Consider the following 16,294-nt stretch of genomic DNA (forward strand, 5'->3'; position numbering starts at 1 on the left):
TTACCGCACGACAAACACCACCGCGATTCGGGCGGGGATTTGGAAAGTCCCATCGGTAGCGTTGAAGCTAGCTTCCCGGCGCGGCCGCTGGTCCGCCGCTTGTTTGGCCAGATGCACCGGGTGCAACACGAAAGGCTTGCCTTTCAATCCATCGACACGCACCTGCTGGGTCACCTTGTCGACATTGACGAGGTACAGCACCTCCTTGAAGCCCGCGTGCGGGTAGCCGTCGCCGCGCAGATGGCCCACCAAGACCGTGGGCACCTGTCGCGGCCCGGTGTTGAAGAATGTCAGTCGGTCTTGAATGTCTTTGGTACTGGCGAGGCGGAACAGACTGGAGCTGGCACGCAGGCGCAGCAAATCGTTGAACTGGTCACGCGCCCAACGGATATTGACCGCCTGCGGTCGAATGTCCGAGTTGGCCAGCAAGGGCTTGATCCACGGGTAGTTCGCACCGTTGTCGCCTTTGGGAGGCGCGCCGGTGCCAAAGTAGTTGTCGCTAAATGTCCAGTCCAGCCGATTGAACCAGTCGCCGGAGTCGTAGCTGTTGCCGTCCAGCGACTTGGAGCGCAGGCTCTCACCACCCGCATGGAAGTAGGCCACGCCCTGACTGAACATGTTGATGGCCAATGCCAGCATTTGCACGCGGGCACGGTCCTCGCGGCTGGTTGAGAGTGGCAGCTTGAAGGCATTGATGTCGAACAGCGTCTGGTTGTCGTGGTTCTCCACATAGTTGACGACTTCGCCAGGCGCGCTGGCGTAGCCCGCAGGTTGTCCGCCGTAGTCGTAGGCGCTCAGGGGTTTGGCTTGCCCCAAGTGATCCGTCATCACGTAGTCGCGCACCGAGCCCGCCAGCCCCAAGCGCACCATGTCTGCGGTGCGCAAAAGATCGGCCCGCTTGCCCTCTGCCAATGCGTTGGCGTCATATACCAGACCATTCACATAGCCCTGGTTGCGAATCAGATCCTTGCCGCCCTCGCCCGCACGGCCACCACGCACCGCGTCGCGTCCGCGGTCACTGAAGGTGCCAATGCCGGAGCCGTTCAGCGACAGTTGCGACGCCTGCACAAAGCGCGCGCCGTTCTCAATCTCGCCAAAGTTCCAGCCTTCGCCAATCAGGTTCACATGGCGCCCGGCTGCAGCATCTGCACGCAACTGCAATTGCTCCATCACTGCGCGCGGCTGGTGACCCATCAGGTCGAAGCGGAACGAGTCGATCTTGTAGTCGCGCACCCAGCCTTCGACCGAGTCCACCATCAGCTTGCCCATCATCAGGTTCTCGGTCGCGGTGTTGTCGCAGCAGGTGGAACGTTCCACCTTGCCTGTGGCGCTCAGCCGGTGGTAGTAGCCAGGAGCTATGCGGTCCAGCACCGAATGCTCTGCTTGCCCGGAGGCCGACATGTGGTTGTAGACCACGTCCATACCGACCCGCAGCCCAGCACTGTGCAAGGCCTGCACCATCGCGCGGAACTCGCGGATGCGCACGGCGCCGTCATCGGCATTGGTGGCGTAGCTGCCCTCGGGCGCATTGAAGTGGAACGGGTCGTAGCCCCAGTTGAAACAATCCGCGCCCGCCTGCGCCATCACCGCGGCTTGCTGGGCTTCACTGTCGGCCGCTGCTTGCGGCACGGTCGGCACGCTGCAGCCTTTTTCGGGAACGGTTGCCAGATCAAACACCGGCAGCAAGTGCACATCGGTCATGCCTGCCTGCGACAGTTGCCGCAGGTGCTGCATGCCGTTGGCTTTCGTTTGCGTAAACGCCATGTACTTGCCGCGCCAGGCCGGCAATACGGAGGCGTCGTTGATCGAGAAGTCGCGCACATGCAGTTCGTAGACCACCATATCGGTCTGGTTTTTGACGCGCTGCGGCATTGTGTGGGTCGCCCAGCCCTTGGGCGCCAGGGCTGCGGCTTGCATGTCGGCGATATAAGCGCGACGTGAGTTGACATTGAGGCTCAGCGCATACGGGTCGGTCACGCGGTTACGCACCACACCCGCGCCCGGTACCACGACATCGACCAGATAGGCGTAGTAGCTTCCAACATGCCGCTTGGGCAGTTGCACCTGCCACACGCCTGTACTGCTATCCATGCGCATGGGCTCGGCTGCGACAGCAGGGCTTTGCGAAGCACCATACACACACACGGCTACGTTGCGAGCCGTCGGCGCCCACAGCTTGAATACCGTGCCCCCTGGCTGCAAACGCACACCCAGATCCGACACCTGCGCCGCAGCGGCATACAGATCGTCCAACGCACCGGGCGTCTGCAGCTGCGTGGCCGCAACAACGCGCCCTGCCTCATCCTCTTTCACCAGCACCAACTGCTGGCGCAGCAACTCGGCAACACGTGGTTGATCCTGCCTTGCCACACCAAGCAGCGCACCCGCGCCAACAAACTTGAAACGCTTCTGAATACTGACTGCAGGGCCTTCACTCGCACTCTGTAAATCCAATGCGCCATCGGCACCCTGCACCGCAGCACCCACGGCCACCAACAACTGCGCCTGCGCGGAGTGGTACAGGCGATAACGCCCGCCCGCCGCCTGGCCCGGCCAGGTCAGCAAGTCGCGGGACAACCAATAGGCTTGGGCTTGCAAACTCTCGCCCGCTGGCGCAGCATGCAAAGCGGTTTGCGCAGACCTGGCATTGCAGGCTTGCACATCAACAGGCGATTGCGCCCAAGCCATGCTGCAGGCGCCCAAAGCAAGGGCCAGACATAGGGATTTCATCAGCTTCTCCTCATCGAATTATTTGAGTAGTATCACTACAGAATTTGCAATTTGTTCTGATATTTACTTTAATTACTGCATCAATTCTATTTAGGCACCGTAGTTTATTAAGTAGTTTTACTACACAAAGAGGTTTTATGCGCTTCGCCTTGAGTCGTTTTCGGCATTGTCTAGCACCCGCCACCGCTGTGGCGGCCCTGCTGACCGGCGGTGCTTGGGCCGGCACTGCGATCGACACCAGCGCGGTCATGAAACGCGACCCTGGAAGCAAGTTGGCCAAGGGTTGGCACAACGGCGCCTTCATGGAAATCTTTGTCCGCGCCTACCGTGACAGCAACGGTGACGGCATTGGCGACCTGCGCGGCGTAACCCAAAGCCTGGAATACCTGAAAGACTTAGGGATCAAAGGCATCTGGCTGATGCCGATCACCGGCAACGCGGATGGTGACCACGGCTATGCCACGACCGACTTCCGTGGCATAGCCCCGGAATACGGCACGCTGGCCGACTTCGACGAATTGATCCGTGAAGCGCACAAGCGCGGCATCGGCGTGATCATGGATTACGTGATCAACCACAGCGCGGCCGTCCACCCGATGTTTCTGGAGGCAAAGGATCCGGCAAGCCCCTATCGCAGTTGGTATGTCTGGAAGGACCCCGCACCGCAGGGCTGGGACATCTGGGGCAAAGACCCCTGGTACGCCTCACCCGACGGAACCTTCTTCGCCACGTTCGGTGCGCACATGCCGGACTTCAATTTCCGCAACAAGGCCGTGGTGAAGTACCACGAAGACAGTCTGCGTTTCTGGCTGAACCGCGGCCTCGATGGTTACCGGCTCGACGCCGTGCCCCATCTGGTGGAGAACAACGGCAAAGACTGGAACGACCAGCCCGAGAGCCGCAAGATCACCAGCGATTTGCGCAAGTTGATTACCGGTTACTCCAAGCGCTACGTCGTATGTGAGGCGACGGCCAAGCCATTGGACTATGCCGCACCCAAAATCTGTGGCAGCGCGTTTGCGTTTGGGCACCAGTACAGCATCGTCAAGGCTGCCAAGGGTGATGTCGAAGCGGTCAAAGAGGTTGCGGACTATTTCAAGACCGCACCGATCACGATGGCGACCATGCTCTCCAACCACGACATCTTCGCCGGCAAGCGGCTGTGGGACCAGGTCGACGGCCATCTCGCCCAATACAAATTGGCCGCAGCCACTTACCTGCTGCAGCCCGGCACACCCTTCATTTACTACGGCGAAGAGATTGGCATGGCGGGCGTGCCGAACCTGGAAGGCGATCTGCCGCTGCGATCACCTATGAGCTGGACAGCCGAGCCGGACAAAGCAGGCTTTACCAGCGGCACGCCTTTTCGACCTACTGCTCCAAATGCCTCTGTGCAGAATGTCGGCGCAGAACGCGCAAAGCCGGATTCGATATTCGCGTTCTACCAATCGATGCTTGCTCTGCGCAACCGCTATCCATCATTGGCTCAGGGCAACTACCACGGGGCCTGGAGCCAAGGGTCGGTGATGGCATTTCAGCGGACGTGGGGCAAAGAGACGGCGTTGGTGGTGCTCAATTACGGCGGCGAGTCGGCGCAGGTAGTGATTCCGGGATTGCCCGCGAAGCGGGAGTTCAAAGCGGCACATCCCGCCGACGCAGCCCCGTTGAAAGTCACGGCCTCGGGTCATCTGCAAATCACGCTGGCGCCGCAGGCGGTGCAGGTGTTCGTTACGGGGCGTTAGCCCGCAACGCGGCGCCGGATTCTTCGCGCTGCGGGCAACCATCCGAGTCGTGTCCAGCGCGCCGCCATCATCAAGCCCCTGAGCCACTCGTCAACGGCATAGGCAATCCACACGCCGACAAGACCCAACTTGAAATACACGCCCAGCAGCCACGAGCCTCCGGCCATCACCAGCAGCATCGACAGCGCACCGGCAGCGACCGGGAAGCGCGCATCACCGGTGGCACGCAGTGCGTTGATGATCACCACATTGCAGGTGCGGCCGGGCTCAAGCAGCACGGCAATCCACAGCAGTGTCGTCGCTTGCGCAATGATGGATGCGTCACGGGTGAACAGCGTCAGCGTCCAGTGCGCGCTGATGGCCGCCAGCACCGCCAACACAAATGACACGACCAGACCCCAGGCCATGCATTTGCGCAGCAATTTATTCGCCTGTTGAAAGTGCCCGGCGCCAATCATGTGGCCGATCAGGATTTCGCTGGCGAAGCCCAGCGACACGCTGAACAGCACCACCACATTCATGATCTGGAAGGTGTAGGTCTGGGTTGCCAGCGCCGCGGCACCCATGCCACCCACCACAGTCACCGAGACCAGCATGGCCAAACGGTAGGCGATGTTTTCTGCGGCACCGGGCAGGCCGATGTGCAACACTGGCGCCAAGGTTTTCCTGTGCAGCGTGAACCAATCGGAGAGCCGCGGCACCAGTTGCAAACGCCAGCGCCACAAAACCAGATGCGCACACAAACCCAGTGCGCGGCTGATCGCCATGGCCAGCGCAAAACCCACCAGCCCCAGCGCGGGAATCGGCCCATAACCGCGCATCAGCGGCAGGCATAGCAACAAATGGCTGGCATGCATAGCCAAGAGCGTCAGCATCGTGTCGCGCGTATGCAGGTGCGCGCGCATCACAGCGGCCATGCTGGCATTGAAAGCATCCAGCAACAATGCGAGCGCCAGCATTTGCAGATACGGTGCGCCCAGTGCGACCACATCAGGTGTCGCGTTCAACAGCGTTAGCAGAGGTACGGCACCCAGAAATATCGCCAACCCTGAGCCCAGGCCCAGCCAGGTGCTGGCACCGAGTGCGGCGCGTGCAGTCTGGTCAGCACCCGTGCGGTTACCCGCACCCACATACTGCGTGATGACCACGCTGACGCCCATGCTGATGATGCGAAACAGCAGGAAGAAAGTCCCCTGCCACTGGTTGGCCAGCGCAAACGCAGCGGACGAAGTGTCGGACTCCTGCGATGCCAGCCACAAGCCCAGCAGGCCGACGCCAAAGCCCAGCAGCAGCTCGGCCAGCAGGGGCCAAGCGACGGCAATCAGGCGGGGACGGGGTAAGGCAGTAGTCACGCCCTCAAGTATCAGGGCAGATGCGCCAGTTGCATCGGTCCCCGGCCACTGGTCGCGGTAATCAGACCCAACACACGGCCCGGTTCGGCGCCGACCATGCCCCAGTCAAAGCGCCAGCACCAGTTCGCACCCCCCAGCGTGCCGGGGATGTTCATGCGGTGTGCCCCATCCAGGCCCAGCACATCCTGCAGCGGAAACACCGCCATCTCGGCAACCGAGTTGCACAGTGCACGGACCATCGCCCAGTGCACATCGTGCTCGCCACACGCGAGATAGCTGCCCACGAACGCACGTTCATGCGCTGAAGCGTTGTTCCACCAGCCGCGCACTGTGTCGTTATCGTGCGTTCCGGTGTAGACGACAAAGTTGCTGCCGTAGTTATGCGGCAAAAACTCGTGCGCCCCATCACCGCCAAACGCGAACTGCAAAATCTTCATGCCAGGGAAGCCACAGCCGTCGCGCAGCTCGATGACATCAGGGGTGATGAGCCCCAGGTCTTCGGCAATGATGGGCAAATCGCCCAGCGCGCGTTGGATCGCGTCAAACATCGCCTTGCCCGGCGCAGGCACCCATTTACCAATGCGCGCGGTCGGGCTGCTGGCCGGAATTTCCCAATAGCCAGCGAAGCCACGGAAATGGTCAATGCGGAACACGTCGGCCTGCTCCAGCGCGCGGCGCACGCGTGCGGCCCACCAGGCGAAGTCTTCCGCAGCCATGCGGTCCCAGCGGTACAGCGGGTTGCCCCAACGCTGGCCATCCGGCCCAAGCTCATCGGGCGGACATCCAGCAACAACCGTGGGCTGAAACTTGTCGTCCAGTTCGTACAGATCGGGCCGGGCCCAGCAATCGGCGCTGTGGTGGGCAATGAAGATCGGCAAGTCGCCCACGATGGACACGTCGCGCGCATTGGCATAGGCCTTCAATGCAGTCATCTGCGTGTCAAAACACCATTGCACAAACTGCCAGAAGAACACTTCATCGGCGTGCTCTGTTCGGGCCTTTTGCAATGCTTTCGGATCGCGGCGCATTGTGCCCTCTTCCCAATCCCACCAGGCGTGTCCGTTGTGGGCCGTCTCCAGCGCCATGAAGAGCGCGTAATCGTCCAGCCAATACGACTGCTTTGCACACCACGCAGAAAAATCGGCGCGGACCTGCGGCGACGCACTCTTCCGGTAACCCGCTGCCGCCGCGCGCAACTGTTGCACGCGCCAGGGAACAACCTGACCAAAATTCACACGGCTGGCTGCAAACCCTTCCGACGGCAACACGGGGGGAGACAACCAGCCCGCATCCACCAGCGGCTCCAGCGCCACCATCAACGGGCTGCCAGCAAACGCCGACACACTCATGTACGGAGAATCGCCCGGGCCAATCGGTGTGGTCGGCAACAGTTGCCAGATGCGCTGGCCAGCCGACTGCAGCCAATCGACAAAACGGTAAGCGTCCGGCCCCAGATCGCCAATGCCATGCGGGCCGGGCAGGGATGTGATGTGCAGCAGTACGCCCGCACGGCGTTGTTTCAGATCGATCATGTTGTGTCTCTTCAAAAAATCAAATGCTCTTCACATTGCGCAACACGACAAGCGCATGCGCGGGCACGGCCATGCTGCTGCCCGGTTGCGGTGCGTTGTTCATCAGGCCGGAGCTGTCCAGCGCCAGTTGCCATGCGCAATCCGGCACATTGAAGGCCTCTGCGTGGTCACCCGGGTTGAAAGCGATAAACAAGTGCGAGGCCGCCAGCGACAGCTCGCAGGCAAAGGCCTTGTGGTGGTGGTCATTCCAGTCGTTGCCATGCAGTTCTTGGCCACCGGGCGCGCGCCAGACGCGCTTGGGGCCAGCATGTTCCCATTCGTCACTGCGCAGCACGGGTTCGCTGCGCCGCAGCGCGATGGCGTCGGCGACGAAATCGTTCAACGCAGCATCGGCCGTGCTCCAGTCCAGCCAGGTCACCGCGTTGTCCTGGCAATAGGCGTTGTTGTTGCCCTGCTGGCTATTACCAATTTCATCGCCTGCGCACAGCATGGGCGTGCCTTGGGACAGCAACAGCGTGGCCAACATCGCGCGGCGCACACGCTGGCGCAGTTGCAGGATGTCCGTGTCCTCGGTTGCACCCTCCACGCCGTAGTTGGCGCACATCTCGCCGTCGCGGCCATCGCGGTTGTCTTCAGCATTGGCAAGGTTGTGCTTGCGGCTGTAGCTGACCATGTCCAACAGCGTGAAGCCGTCATGCACCGAGATGAAATTAACCGAAGCGCTGGGGCGGCGCTGGCTGTGGTGAAACAGATCGCTTGACGCAGAAAACCGCTTGGCCAATTCGCCGCGCGTGACGCCGCCCTGCTGCAGCCAGTAGCCACGCACCGTGTCGCGGAACTTGTCGTTCCAGTCCAGGAAGCGCCCCGGAAAGCGACCCACCTGGTAGCCGTTCGGACCGGCATCCCACGGCTCGCTGATCAGATGCACCTTGGCCAGAACAGGGTCTTGCCGCAACGCAGTGAAGAATGCGGATTGCGGATCGAAGCCATGGCTGGTGCGGCCCAGCACCGGCGCCAGGTCAAAGCGGAAACCGTCGATGCCCATCTCCTGTACCCAGTAGCGCAGCGAGTCCAGTACAAACTGCGTTACACGGGGATGCTCGACGCGCAAGGTGTTCCCACAACCAGTTAAGTTCTCGCTCTTCGATCGCGCTTCCGGTTCGAGCCGGTACCAGCTGGAATTATCGAGGCCGCGAAAGCTCAGCGTGGGACCGAGTTCACTGCCTTCCGGCGTGTGGTTGTATACAACGTCAAGCACCACCTCCAGACCGTTCGCATGCAGCGTGCTGACCATTTGGCGGAACTCTGCCGTCACGGCAGCCGGGTCAGCCTCCGCCCCTGCTAGGCGCGGGTCGGGGCAGCAAAACCCAATGGTGTTGTAGCCCCAATAATTGCGCAAACCCTTTGAGGGCAGGTGCGGCTCATCGATGCAGTACTGCACCGGCAACAGCGATAGCGTGGTGACACCCAGCTTCTTGAAGTGCGCAATGGATGCCGGATGCGCCAGCCCGGCGTAGGTTCCTTGCAGCGCAGCAGGAATGCCGGGCAGGCGTTTGCTAAAGCCTTTGACATGCACCTCGTACAAAACCAGGTCTGCGTTTGCATGGCGTGGCGCATTGAAGCTGCCGGGCGCGAGACTCGGCGGCTCAGCAACACGGGCTTTCAGCGCATCGGCTGCGTTGTCGCGGGTGTCCATGCTGAACGGGCCGTCTGCATGACCCAGTGTGTACCCGTGGTGCTCGGCACGCCATTCAAACTGGCCAACGATCTCGCGCGCATTCGGGTCCAGCAGCAACTTGTGTGGGTTGAAGCGATGACCCGCATGCGGCTCGTAAGGCCCATGCGCGCGCAAACCATAGATCAGGCCTGGCGCAGCGCCGGGCAGGAAGCCGTGGAACACGCCATCGTGTGGGCCGAAAAGCTCCAGGCGCTGCACTTCAGTCTTGCCATCGGCGCCGAACAGGCATAGCTCGATGCGTTGCGCGTGCTGCGAGAACACGCAGAAATTCACGCCGCCATCACGCGCATGGCTTCCCATGGGTTCGGTGCGGCCTTCTTGAAGGGTATGGGACATGGGGCTCAAACGGGTTGCAAAAACAAGGTTGCCAGCGGCGGCAATGTCAGTGAAATGGATTGGGACTGATTGTGTGCCGGTTGTGCTGTCACAGCGATGACGGTGCCTCCATTGCCAGCGCCGCTGCCACCATAGACGGTTGCATCGGTATTCAACACTTCGCGCCAGGCGCCACTGGCAGGTACGCCAATGCGGTAATCCGCACGCGACACCGGTGTGAAATTACAAACGACCAGCACTTCGCGCCCTGCCGCATCGCGGCGCAGCCAGGCAAACACCGAATGGTCCGCATCGTCGCTGACCAGCCATTCAAAGCCGCGCGCTTCGCAGTCCAGTTGGTGCAATGCACTCTCGCTGCGGTACAGATGGTTCAGGTCACGCACCAGCGCCTGCACACCGGCGTGGGCCGAGTCATTCAACAGATACCACGGTAGCGGCACATCGTGGTTCCATTCCGTAGCTTGCGCAAACTCCTGCCCCATGAACAGCAGCTTCTTGCCGGGGTGGCCCCACATGAAACCGTAATAGGCGCGCAGATTCGCAAAACGCTGCCAGACATCACCCGGCATCTTGTTCAACAACGATCCCTTACCGTGCACCACTTCGTCGTGCGACAGCGGCAACACAAAGTTTTCATTGAACGCGTAGACCAGACCGAAGCTCATTTTTTCGTGGTGCCACTTGCGATGCACCGAGTCTTCCCGCATGTACTGCAGTGTGTCGTTCATCCAGCCCATGTTCCACTTGTAGTGAAAGCCCAGTCCCCCGGCGCTGACTGGCGCACTAACGCCGGGGAACGCAGTGGACTCTTCAGCCACGGTGATGCAACCTGGTGCGTTGGCACCAAGCGCGCTATTGACCTCTTGCAAGAGTGCAATCGCTTCGAGGTTGTGGTTTCCGCCATGGATGTTGGGCACCCACTCGCCCTCCTTGCGCGAGTAGTCGCGGTACAGCATGGACGCGACTGCATCCACGCGCAAACCATCAATCGCGTGCCGCTCGCTCCAGTAGCGCGCATTGCCCACCAGAAAGTTGCGCACCTCGTTGCGACCAAAGTTGTAGATCAGCGTGTTCCAGTCGCGGTGAAACCCTTCGCGCGGATCAGCGTGTTCGAACAGCGCCGTGCCGTCAAACTGCGTCAAACCATGCGCGTCCATAGGAAAGTGCGCCGGTACCCAGTCCAGCAGCACGCCCAGGCCTTTGGCGTGGCAGGCATCGACGAAGCGGTCAAACGCTTCCCACGGACCAAAGCGCGCGCTCAGCGCATACAGGCCCAGCATCTGATATCCCCAGGAACCGTCGAACGGAAACTCACTGACCGGCATCAGCTCGATGTGCGTAAAGCCCAGCGACGCTGCGTATTCCGGCAGTTGGGCCGCCAGTTCGTCCCACTGCATAAAGCCACCATCGGCGGCGCGGCGCCATGAACCTGCATGCACTTCATAAATTGAAACGGGTGCATCACGCCGGTTCGCCGCTGCACGCGCGGGCGACAAAGTGCGTGGCTCAGGCATGACGGTGACGATACTGGCCGTGTCTGGCCGTAGTTGTGCCGCACGCCCATACGGATCAGCCTTCAGCGGTAAGGGCTGGTCATCCGCAGCGATCAGCGCAAATTTGTAGAGCGCACCCGGCTGCACGCCGGGCACAAACACTTCCCAGACACCCGCCTCCGTATGCTTGTGCATCGGGTTGCGCGCGGGATCCCAGTCGTTGAAGTCACCGACCACACTGGCTTGCCGCGCATTCGGAGCCCAGACGGCGAAGCGCACACCGTCGCGTTTCTCGCTCGTAACCAGATGCGCGCCCAGAACGGCATAAGGCCTTGGGTGTTGCCCCAGACGCAGCAGTTCCAGATCGTCCGGCGCAATCATGGGGGCATCCTACGCGCCTGGCTTGGCCCAGACGCGGCTGATGTACTCGCGAATCGTGCGATCCGACGAGAACTCGCCCATGCCGGCAACGTTCAGGATCGCACGCTCACTCCAGGCGCGTGGCTTGTCGTACAACGCATCCACTTGCGACTGCGCGCTCACATACGCCGCGAAGTCAGCCATCAGCAAATACTGATCGCGCGTCATCAGGCTGTCGACCAGCGACTGGAAGGTGCTGCTGTTGCCGCCAGAGAACTGGCCGCTGGCAATCGCGTCGATCACGCGCTTGAGTTGTGGATCGGCCACCACGTATTTCTGCGGCTGGTAACCGTCCTGCAGCACCTTGGCGACCTCTTCGGTGCGCAGGCCAAACACAAACATGTTGCGCTCGCCCATCGCCTCTGCCATTTCGATATTGGCGCCGTCCCAAGTGCCGATCGTCAGCGCACCGTTCAACGCGAACTTCATGTTGCCGGTACCGGAGGCTTCTGTGCCCGCAGTGGAAATCTGCTCGCTCAAATCGGCGGCCGGCATGATGCGCTCGGCCAGGCTCACGCTGTAGTTGGGAATGAACACCAGCTTCAGCCGATGGCCGACGCGCGGGTCGTTGTTGACGACGGCGGCGACGCCGTGGATCAGTTCAATGATGCGCTTGGCGGTGACGTAAGCCGACGCGGCCTTGCCAGCGATGATGACGGTGCGCGGTGTCCAGTGTGCGTTGGGCTGGTCGATGATGGCCTGGTAGCGGGCAATCACGTGCAACACGTTCAGCAACTGGCGCTTGTACTCGTGGATGCGCTTGGTTTGCACATCAAACAGGCTTTCGGTGCTGACCTGAATTCCCAGGGTTTGCTGGATGTAGCGGGCCAGTTTTTCCTTGTTGGCGCGCTTGGCCGCCATGAACTCCTGACCCAGTGTGACGTCGGCCGCCAACGGTTTCAGTGCAGCGAGGCCATCCAGGTTTTGGCGCCATGCGGTGCCTATAGTGCGGTCGATCACCCGCGACAGCACGGGATTGGCCTGCATCAGCCAGCGCCGCGGCGTGACGCCATTGGTCACGTTGTGAAAACGCGCGGGGAACAGCTTGGCGTAGTCGGCAAAAATAGTTTGCACCATCAGCTCGGAGTGCAAAGCCGACACGCCATTGATCTTGTGCGACGCGACGATGGACAGCGCCGCCATGCGGATGCGGCGCTCACCGGTCTCATCAATCAGCGATATGCGCGCGATCAGCGCGTCGTCCCACGGGAAGCGGGCGCGCACCTCGGCGACAAAACGGTGGTTGATCTCGTAAATGATTTCCAGATGGCGCGGCAGCAGTTGCTCAAACATGCGCACCGGCCAGGTTTCCAGCGCCTCGGGCATCAGCGTGTGATTGGTGTAGGACACGGCCTCTTGCGTGATGGCCCAGGCTGCTTCCCAACCCATGTCGTGCTCATCAACCAGCAGGCGCATGAGCTCGGCCGGTGCCAGCGCCGGGTGCGTGTCATTCAGGTGGATCGCGTTGTGTTGGCCCAGCGTGCCAAGCGGCTGGCCGTTGGCCAGGTGGCGGGCAATCAAATCCTGCAACGAGGCGCTCACCAGAAAGGCTTCTTGTTTCAAGCGCAGTTCGCGTCCGGCTTCGGTGCTGTCGTCCGGGTACAGCACCCAGTTCAGCGCATCGGCAGCAACCCGGTGCGAAGCTGCGCCCTGGTAGTCACCGGCGCAGAAGCGACCAAAGTCAATCGGTTGCTCGGCGCTGGCCTGCCACTGGCGCAATGTGGAAACACGCTCGCTGAAATGCGCGGGGACTATGAAGTCGTAGGCCTGCGCCAGCATGCGCTGGGCCGGTATCCAGCGGCGTTTGTGCACATTGACCTCGATATAGCCACCAAATCCAACGGTGTAGTGCACGTCGGGGCGCGGCACTTCCCACGGATTGCCGTGCTTCATCCAGTCGTCCGGCACCTCTGACTGCTTGCCGTTGTGGATGCGCTGCGCAAACATGCCGTACTGGTAGCGCAGGCCGTAGCCAAACGATGGCAGGCCAAGCTCGGCGAACGAATCCAGAAAACAGGCGGCCAGACGGCCCAGGCCACCATTGCCCAGCGCGGCATCGTTCTCTTGCTCCAGTACGTCGCCAAGTTGCAGGTCTTGCGCGGTGAGCGCATCGCGCACAGCGGGCTCCAGCCCCAGCGCGGCCAGCGCATTACCAGTGGCACGGCCCATCAGGAATTCCATCGACAGGTAATGCACACGACGCACGCCTGCCGTCCCGACCGTGGCCTTGTCCTGTAGCCGCGAAGCGGCCCAGCGACCGGCGAGCAGTTCGCGGCAGGCGCTCGCTGCGGCACGCAGGCAATGGGCGGCGTCGGCCTGGCCGGCTTGCGCAAGACCCGCTGCATAAATTTGCTGGAAGCGATCAGGCAGGGACAAAGGTGTAGCTGCAGGGTGGGTTTTCATCATTACGGTGAGTCACAAACAAAGGTACAACGGGGCGGATAGTGATCTGGGCTGCACATCAGCCTCGGAATTTACATGTAGTTTGACTACAAACAATTGCTCAATGTCGCGATATTATCAGCAGAATTAGCGTAATTCAAGAAAACTCCCGCCATTTACATCTCGTTGTATGACTACATTTGACAGGTATACTTACGCAAAACAGGCATCCCCAGGGTGCCGCACGGAGACAACAAGTGGCTAACGTAAAACTGACGGGCGTCTGCAAAAGCTTTGGGGATGCGCACATCCTGCGAAGAATCGACCTGGAAATTCACGACGGCGAGTTCATGGTGTTTGTCGGCCCGTCCGGCTGCGGTAAATCAACGCTGTTGCGCGTAATCGCCGGCCTGGAGGAGATCACCAGCGGCGAGCTGACGATTGGCGGCAAAGTGGTCAACGACGTACCACCGGCCGAACGCGGCATTGCGATGGTGTTCCAGTCGTACGCGCTGTACCCGCACATGAACCTGTACGACAACATGGCGTTTGGCCTGAAGCTGAACAAGATGCCCACCGCCGAGATTGACCGTCTGGTGCATCAGGCCGCCAAAGTGCTCAATATCGATCACCTGCTGGACCGCAAGCCCAAGGACCTGTCGGGCGGGCAGCGCCAGCGCGTCGCCATCGGTCGCGCCATCGTGCGCAAGCCGGAAGTGTTTTTGTTTGACGAGCCTCTGTCCAATCTGGACACCGCGCTGCGCGTACGCATGCGCTACGAGTTCGCCAAGCTGCACGAAGAATTCAAGACGACGATGGTCTATGTGACGCACGATCAGGTCGAGGCCATGACATTGGCAGATCGCATCGTCGTGTTGTCCGCAGGACGTATCGAGCAGGTTGGTTCGCCCTTGCACTTGTATGAACACCCGGACAATCTGTTTGTCGCCGGTTTCATTGGCTCGCCGGGCATGAACCTGATTGACGGCGTGATCGTCGAGGCCAACAGCCAAGCTGCCCGCGTGCGACTTGGGGGTGGCGAAGTCATCGAGTGCCGGGTGGACGCATCCAATGCCAAGCCGGGCGATGCCGTCAAGCTGGGCGCACGTCCCGAGCACTTGTTGCCGGGCATCACGGCCAACGCGCTGAAAACCACCGTGACGTTTGTCGAGTCGCTAGGCTCCATCACCCACGCCTATTGCAGCAACCAGGGCAGCCCCGATGTGCTGACCGCTGCCGTGGATGGACAGACCCGCATCCGCAGCGGCGATGCGCTCGATCTGAGCGTACCGCCTGAATGGGCCTATCTGTTCGACGCCAAGGGACAGGCTTTCCGCCGCCTGGCTTCCCCGGAGCTGCAGCGTGCGGCATAAGGTGAAAGCACTGTGCGCCGCATGCGCGCTGATGGCATTTAACGGAGCGCTGATCACTCCACTCAATGCCGCCGCACAAACCAAACCACCGCGCCTGCTGGTCTGGATCAATGGCGACAAGGGCTACAACGGTTTGCAAAAAGTGGGCGATGCGTTCACGCAGGTGTCTGGCGTGGAAGTGGTAGTGCAACACCCCGAAGGTGCGCCCGACAAATTCCAGGCCGCCGCAGGCGCGGGCAAAGGCCCCGACATTTTTTGCTGGGCACACGATCGTGCCGGTGAGTGGGCCAAGTCCGGCCTAATTGTTCCGATCAAACCGCCCAAGCGCGTGCGCGACGCGATCGAGCCCTCCACCTGGCAGGCCTTCACCTACCAGAACAAGGTCTGGGGTTACCCGCTTGCGATCGAAGCCGTCGGCCTGATCTACAACAAAGCGCTGGTCAAGACACCTCCCGCCAGTTTCGAAGAGGTGATCACGCTGGACAAGGAGCTGTCCAAACAGGGCAAACACGCACTGCTGTGGGCCTACAACCAGTCCTTCTTCAGTTGGGCGCTATTGGCCGGACCGGGCGGCTATGTATTTGCACGCGATGCGCAAGGCAACTTCGATCCCAAGCAAGTCGGCGTCAATGCACCCGGCGCGGTCCAAGGCGCTGAGATGATCGCCCGGCTGGTCAAGGACGGTCATATGGCCAAGGGCACCAAGTACTCCGAGATGGAAGGCCGATTCAACCGCGGTGACGTGGCCATGATGATCAATGGCCCTTGGGCCTGGGACAACGTCAAGAAAAGCAATATTGATTTCGGCGTGGCGCCCATCCCCAGCATTGGCGGCAAACCCTCGAAGCCCTTTGTCGGCGTGCTGGGCTGCATGATTGCAGCGCCAAGCAAATCCAAGGACCTCGCCCGCGAGTTCATTGAGAACCACTTGCTCACCGTCGACAGTCTGAAGATGGTTTCTGCGGATGTGCCATTGGGCACACCGGCCAACAAGGCGTATTTCAAAGAACTGTCGAGCGACCCCAACATCCGCGCAACCATGGCCAATGCGCTGGCAGGCGAGCCGATTCCCAATATCCCCGAAACCGGCCGCTTCTTCCCCGCGGTCGACGCTGCACTGGAAGCCATCACCAACGGTTTGCAATCGCCCAAAGAAGCGCTGGACGGTGCGGCGGCACGGATGCAGGTGAAGTGAC

9 protein-coding genes are annotated in these 16,294 nt (G+C 61.1%); 3 read left to right on the plus strand and 6 right to left on the minus strand.

Annotation, left to right across the window (positions count from 1 at the left end):
* Positions 1 to 2,730, minus strand: a complete 2,730-nt coding sequence (locus AC1DV6_RS14285) for an alpha-1,6-glucosidase domain-containing protein (RefSeq protein ID WP_477978480.1) — start codon at positions 2,728 to 2,730, stop codon at positions 1 to 3.
* A gap of 137 nt (positions 2,731 to 2,867) precedes the next feature.
* Between AC1DV6_RS14285 and AC1DV6_RS14290 the strand changes: the two genes are divergently transcribed.
* Entirely contained in the window at positions 2,868 to 4,472 is a 1,605-nt protein-coding gene (locus AC1DV6_RS14290) for an alpha-amylase family glycosyl hydrolase (protein WP_477978482.1), read from the plus strand.
* Here the strand turns inward: AC1DV6_RS14290 and AC1DV6_RS14295 are convergent.
* From AC1DV6_RS14295 to AC1DV6_RS14315, 5 genes are read right to left on the minus strand one after another with little or no spacing between them, the layout of a single operon-like run.
* Complete coding sequence (locus tag AC1DV6_RS14295; RefSeq protein ID WP_477978484.1) at positions 4,469 to 5,824, minus strand: MATE family efflux transporter; 1,356 nt, start codon at positions 5,822 to 5,824, stop codon at positions 4,469 to 4,471. The two genes, AC1DV6_RS14290 and AC1DV6_RS14295, sit on opposite strands and share 4 nt — an antisense overlap.
* Positions 5,825 to 5,835: 11 nt before the next feature.
* Entirely contained in the window at positions 5,836 to 7,356 is a 1,521-nt protein-coding gene (gene malQ / locus AC1DV6_RS14300; RefSeq protein ID WP_477978486.1) for a 4-alpha-glucanotransferase, read from the minus strand.
* 19 nt (positions 7,357 to 7,375) lie between these two features.
* A complete protein-coding gene (gene glgX, locus AC1DV6_RS14305) occupies positions 7,376 to 9,430 on the minus strand; it encodes a glycogen debranching protein GlgX (RefSeq protein ID WP_477978488.1) in 2,055 nt (684 codons plus the stop codon).
* Positions 9,431 to 9,435: 5 nt separating this feature from the next.
* Positions 9,436 to 11,304 (minus strand): 1,4-alpha-glucan branching protein GlgB, encoded by a 1,869-nt coding sequence (gene glgB, locus AC1DV6_RS14310; protein ID WP_477978490.1) that lies wholly within the window; start codon positions 11,302 to 11,304, stop codon positions 9,436 to 9,438.
* Between the two features lie 9 nt (positions 11,305 to 11,313).
* Positions 11,314 to 13,749, minus strand: a complete 2,436-nt coding sequence (locus AC1DV6_RS14315; protein WP_477978492.1) for a glycogen/starch/alpha-glucan phosphorylase — start codon at positions 13,747 to 13,749, stop codon at positions 11,314 to 11,316.
* A gap of 233 nt (positions 13,750 to 13,982) precedes the next feature.
* On the opposite strand from AC1DV6_RS14315, the gene AC1DV6_RS14320 reads away from it, so the two are divergent.
* Both AC1DV6_RS14320 and malE read left to right on the plus strand, forming a co-directional pair.
* A complete protein-coding gene (locus tag AC1DV6_RS14320; protein WP_477978494.1) occupies positions 13,983 to 15,098 on the plus strand; it encodes an ABC transporter ATP-binding protein in 1,116 nt (371 codons plus the stop codon).
* A 31-nt stretch (positions 15,099 to 15,129) separates the two neighbouring features.
* Positions 15,130 to 16,293, plus strand: coding sequence for a maltose/maltodextrin ABC transporter substrate-binding protein MalE (malE, locus tag AC1DV6_RS14325; protein WP_477978496.1), 1,164 nt, complete (start codon positions 15,130 to 15,132; stop codon positions 16,291 to 16,293).
* The last annotated feature ends 1 nt before the right edge of the window (position 16,294 follow it).

The sequence above is a fragment of the Rhodoferax sp. P2_H8_2 genome (genome assembly GCF_056403235.1).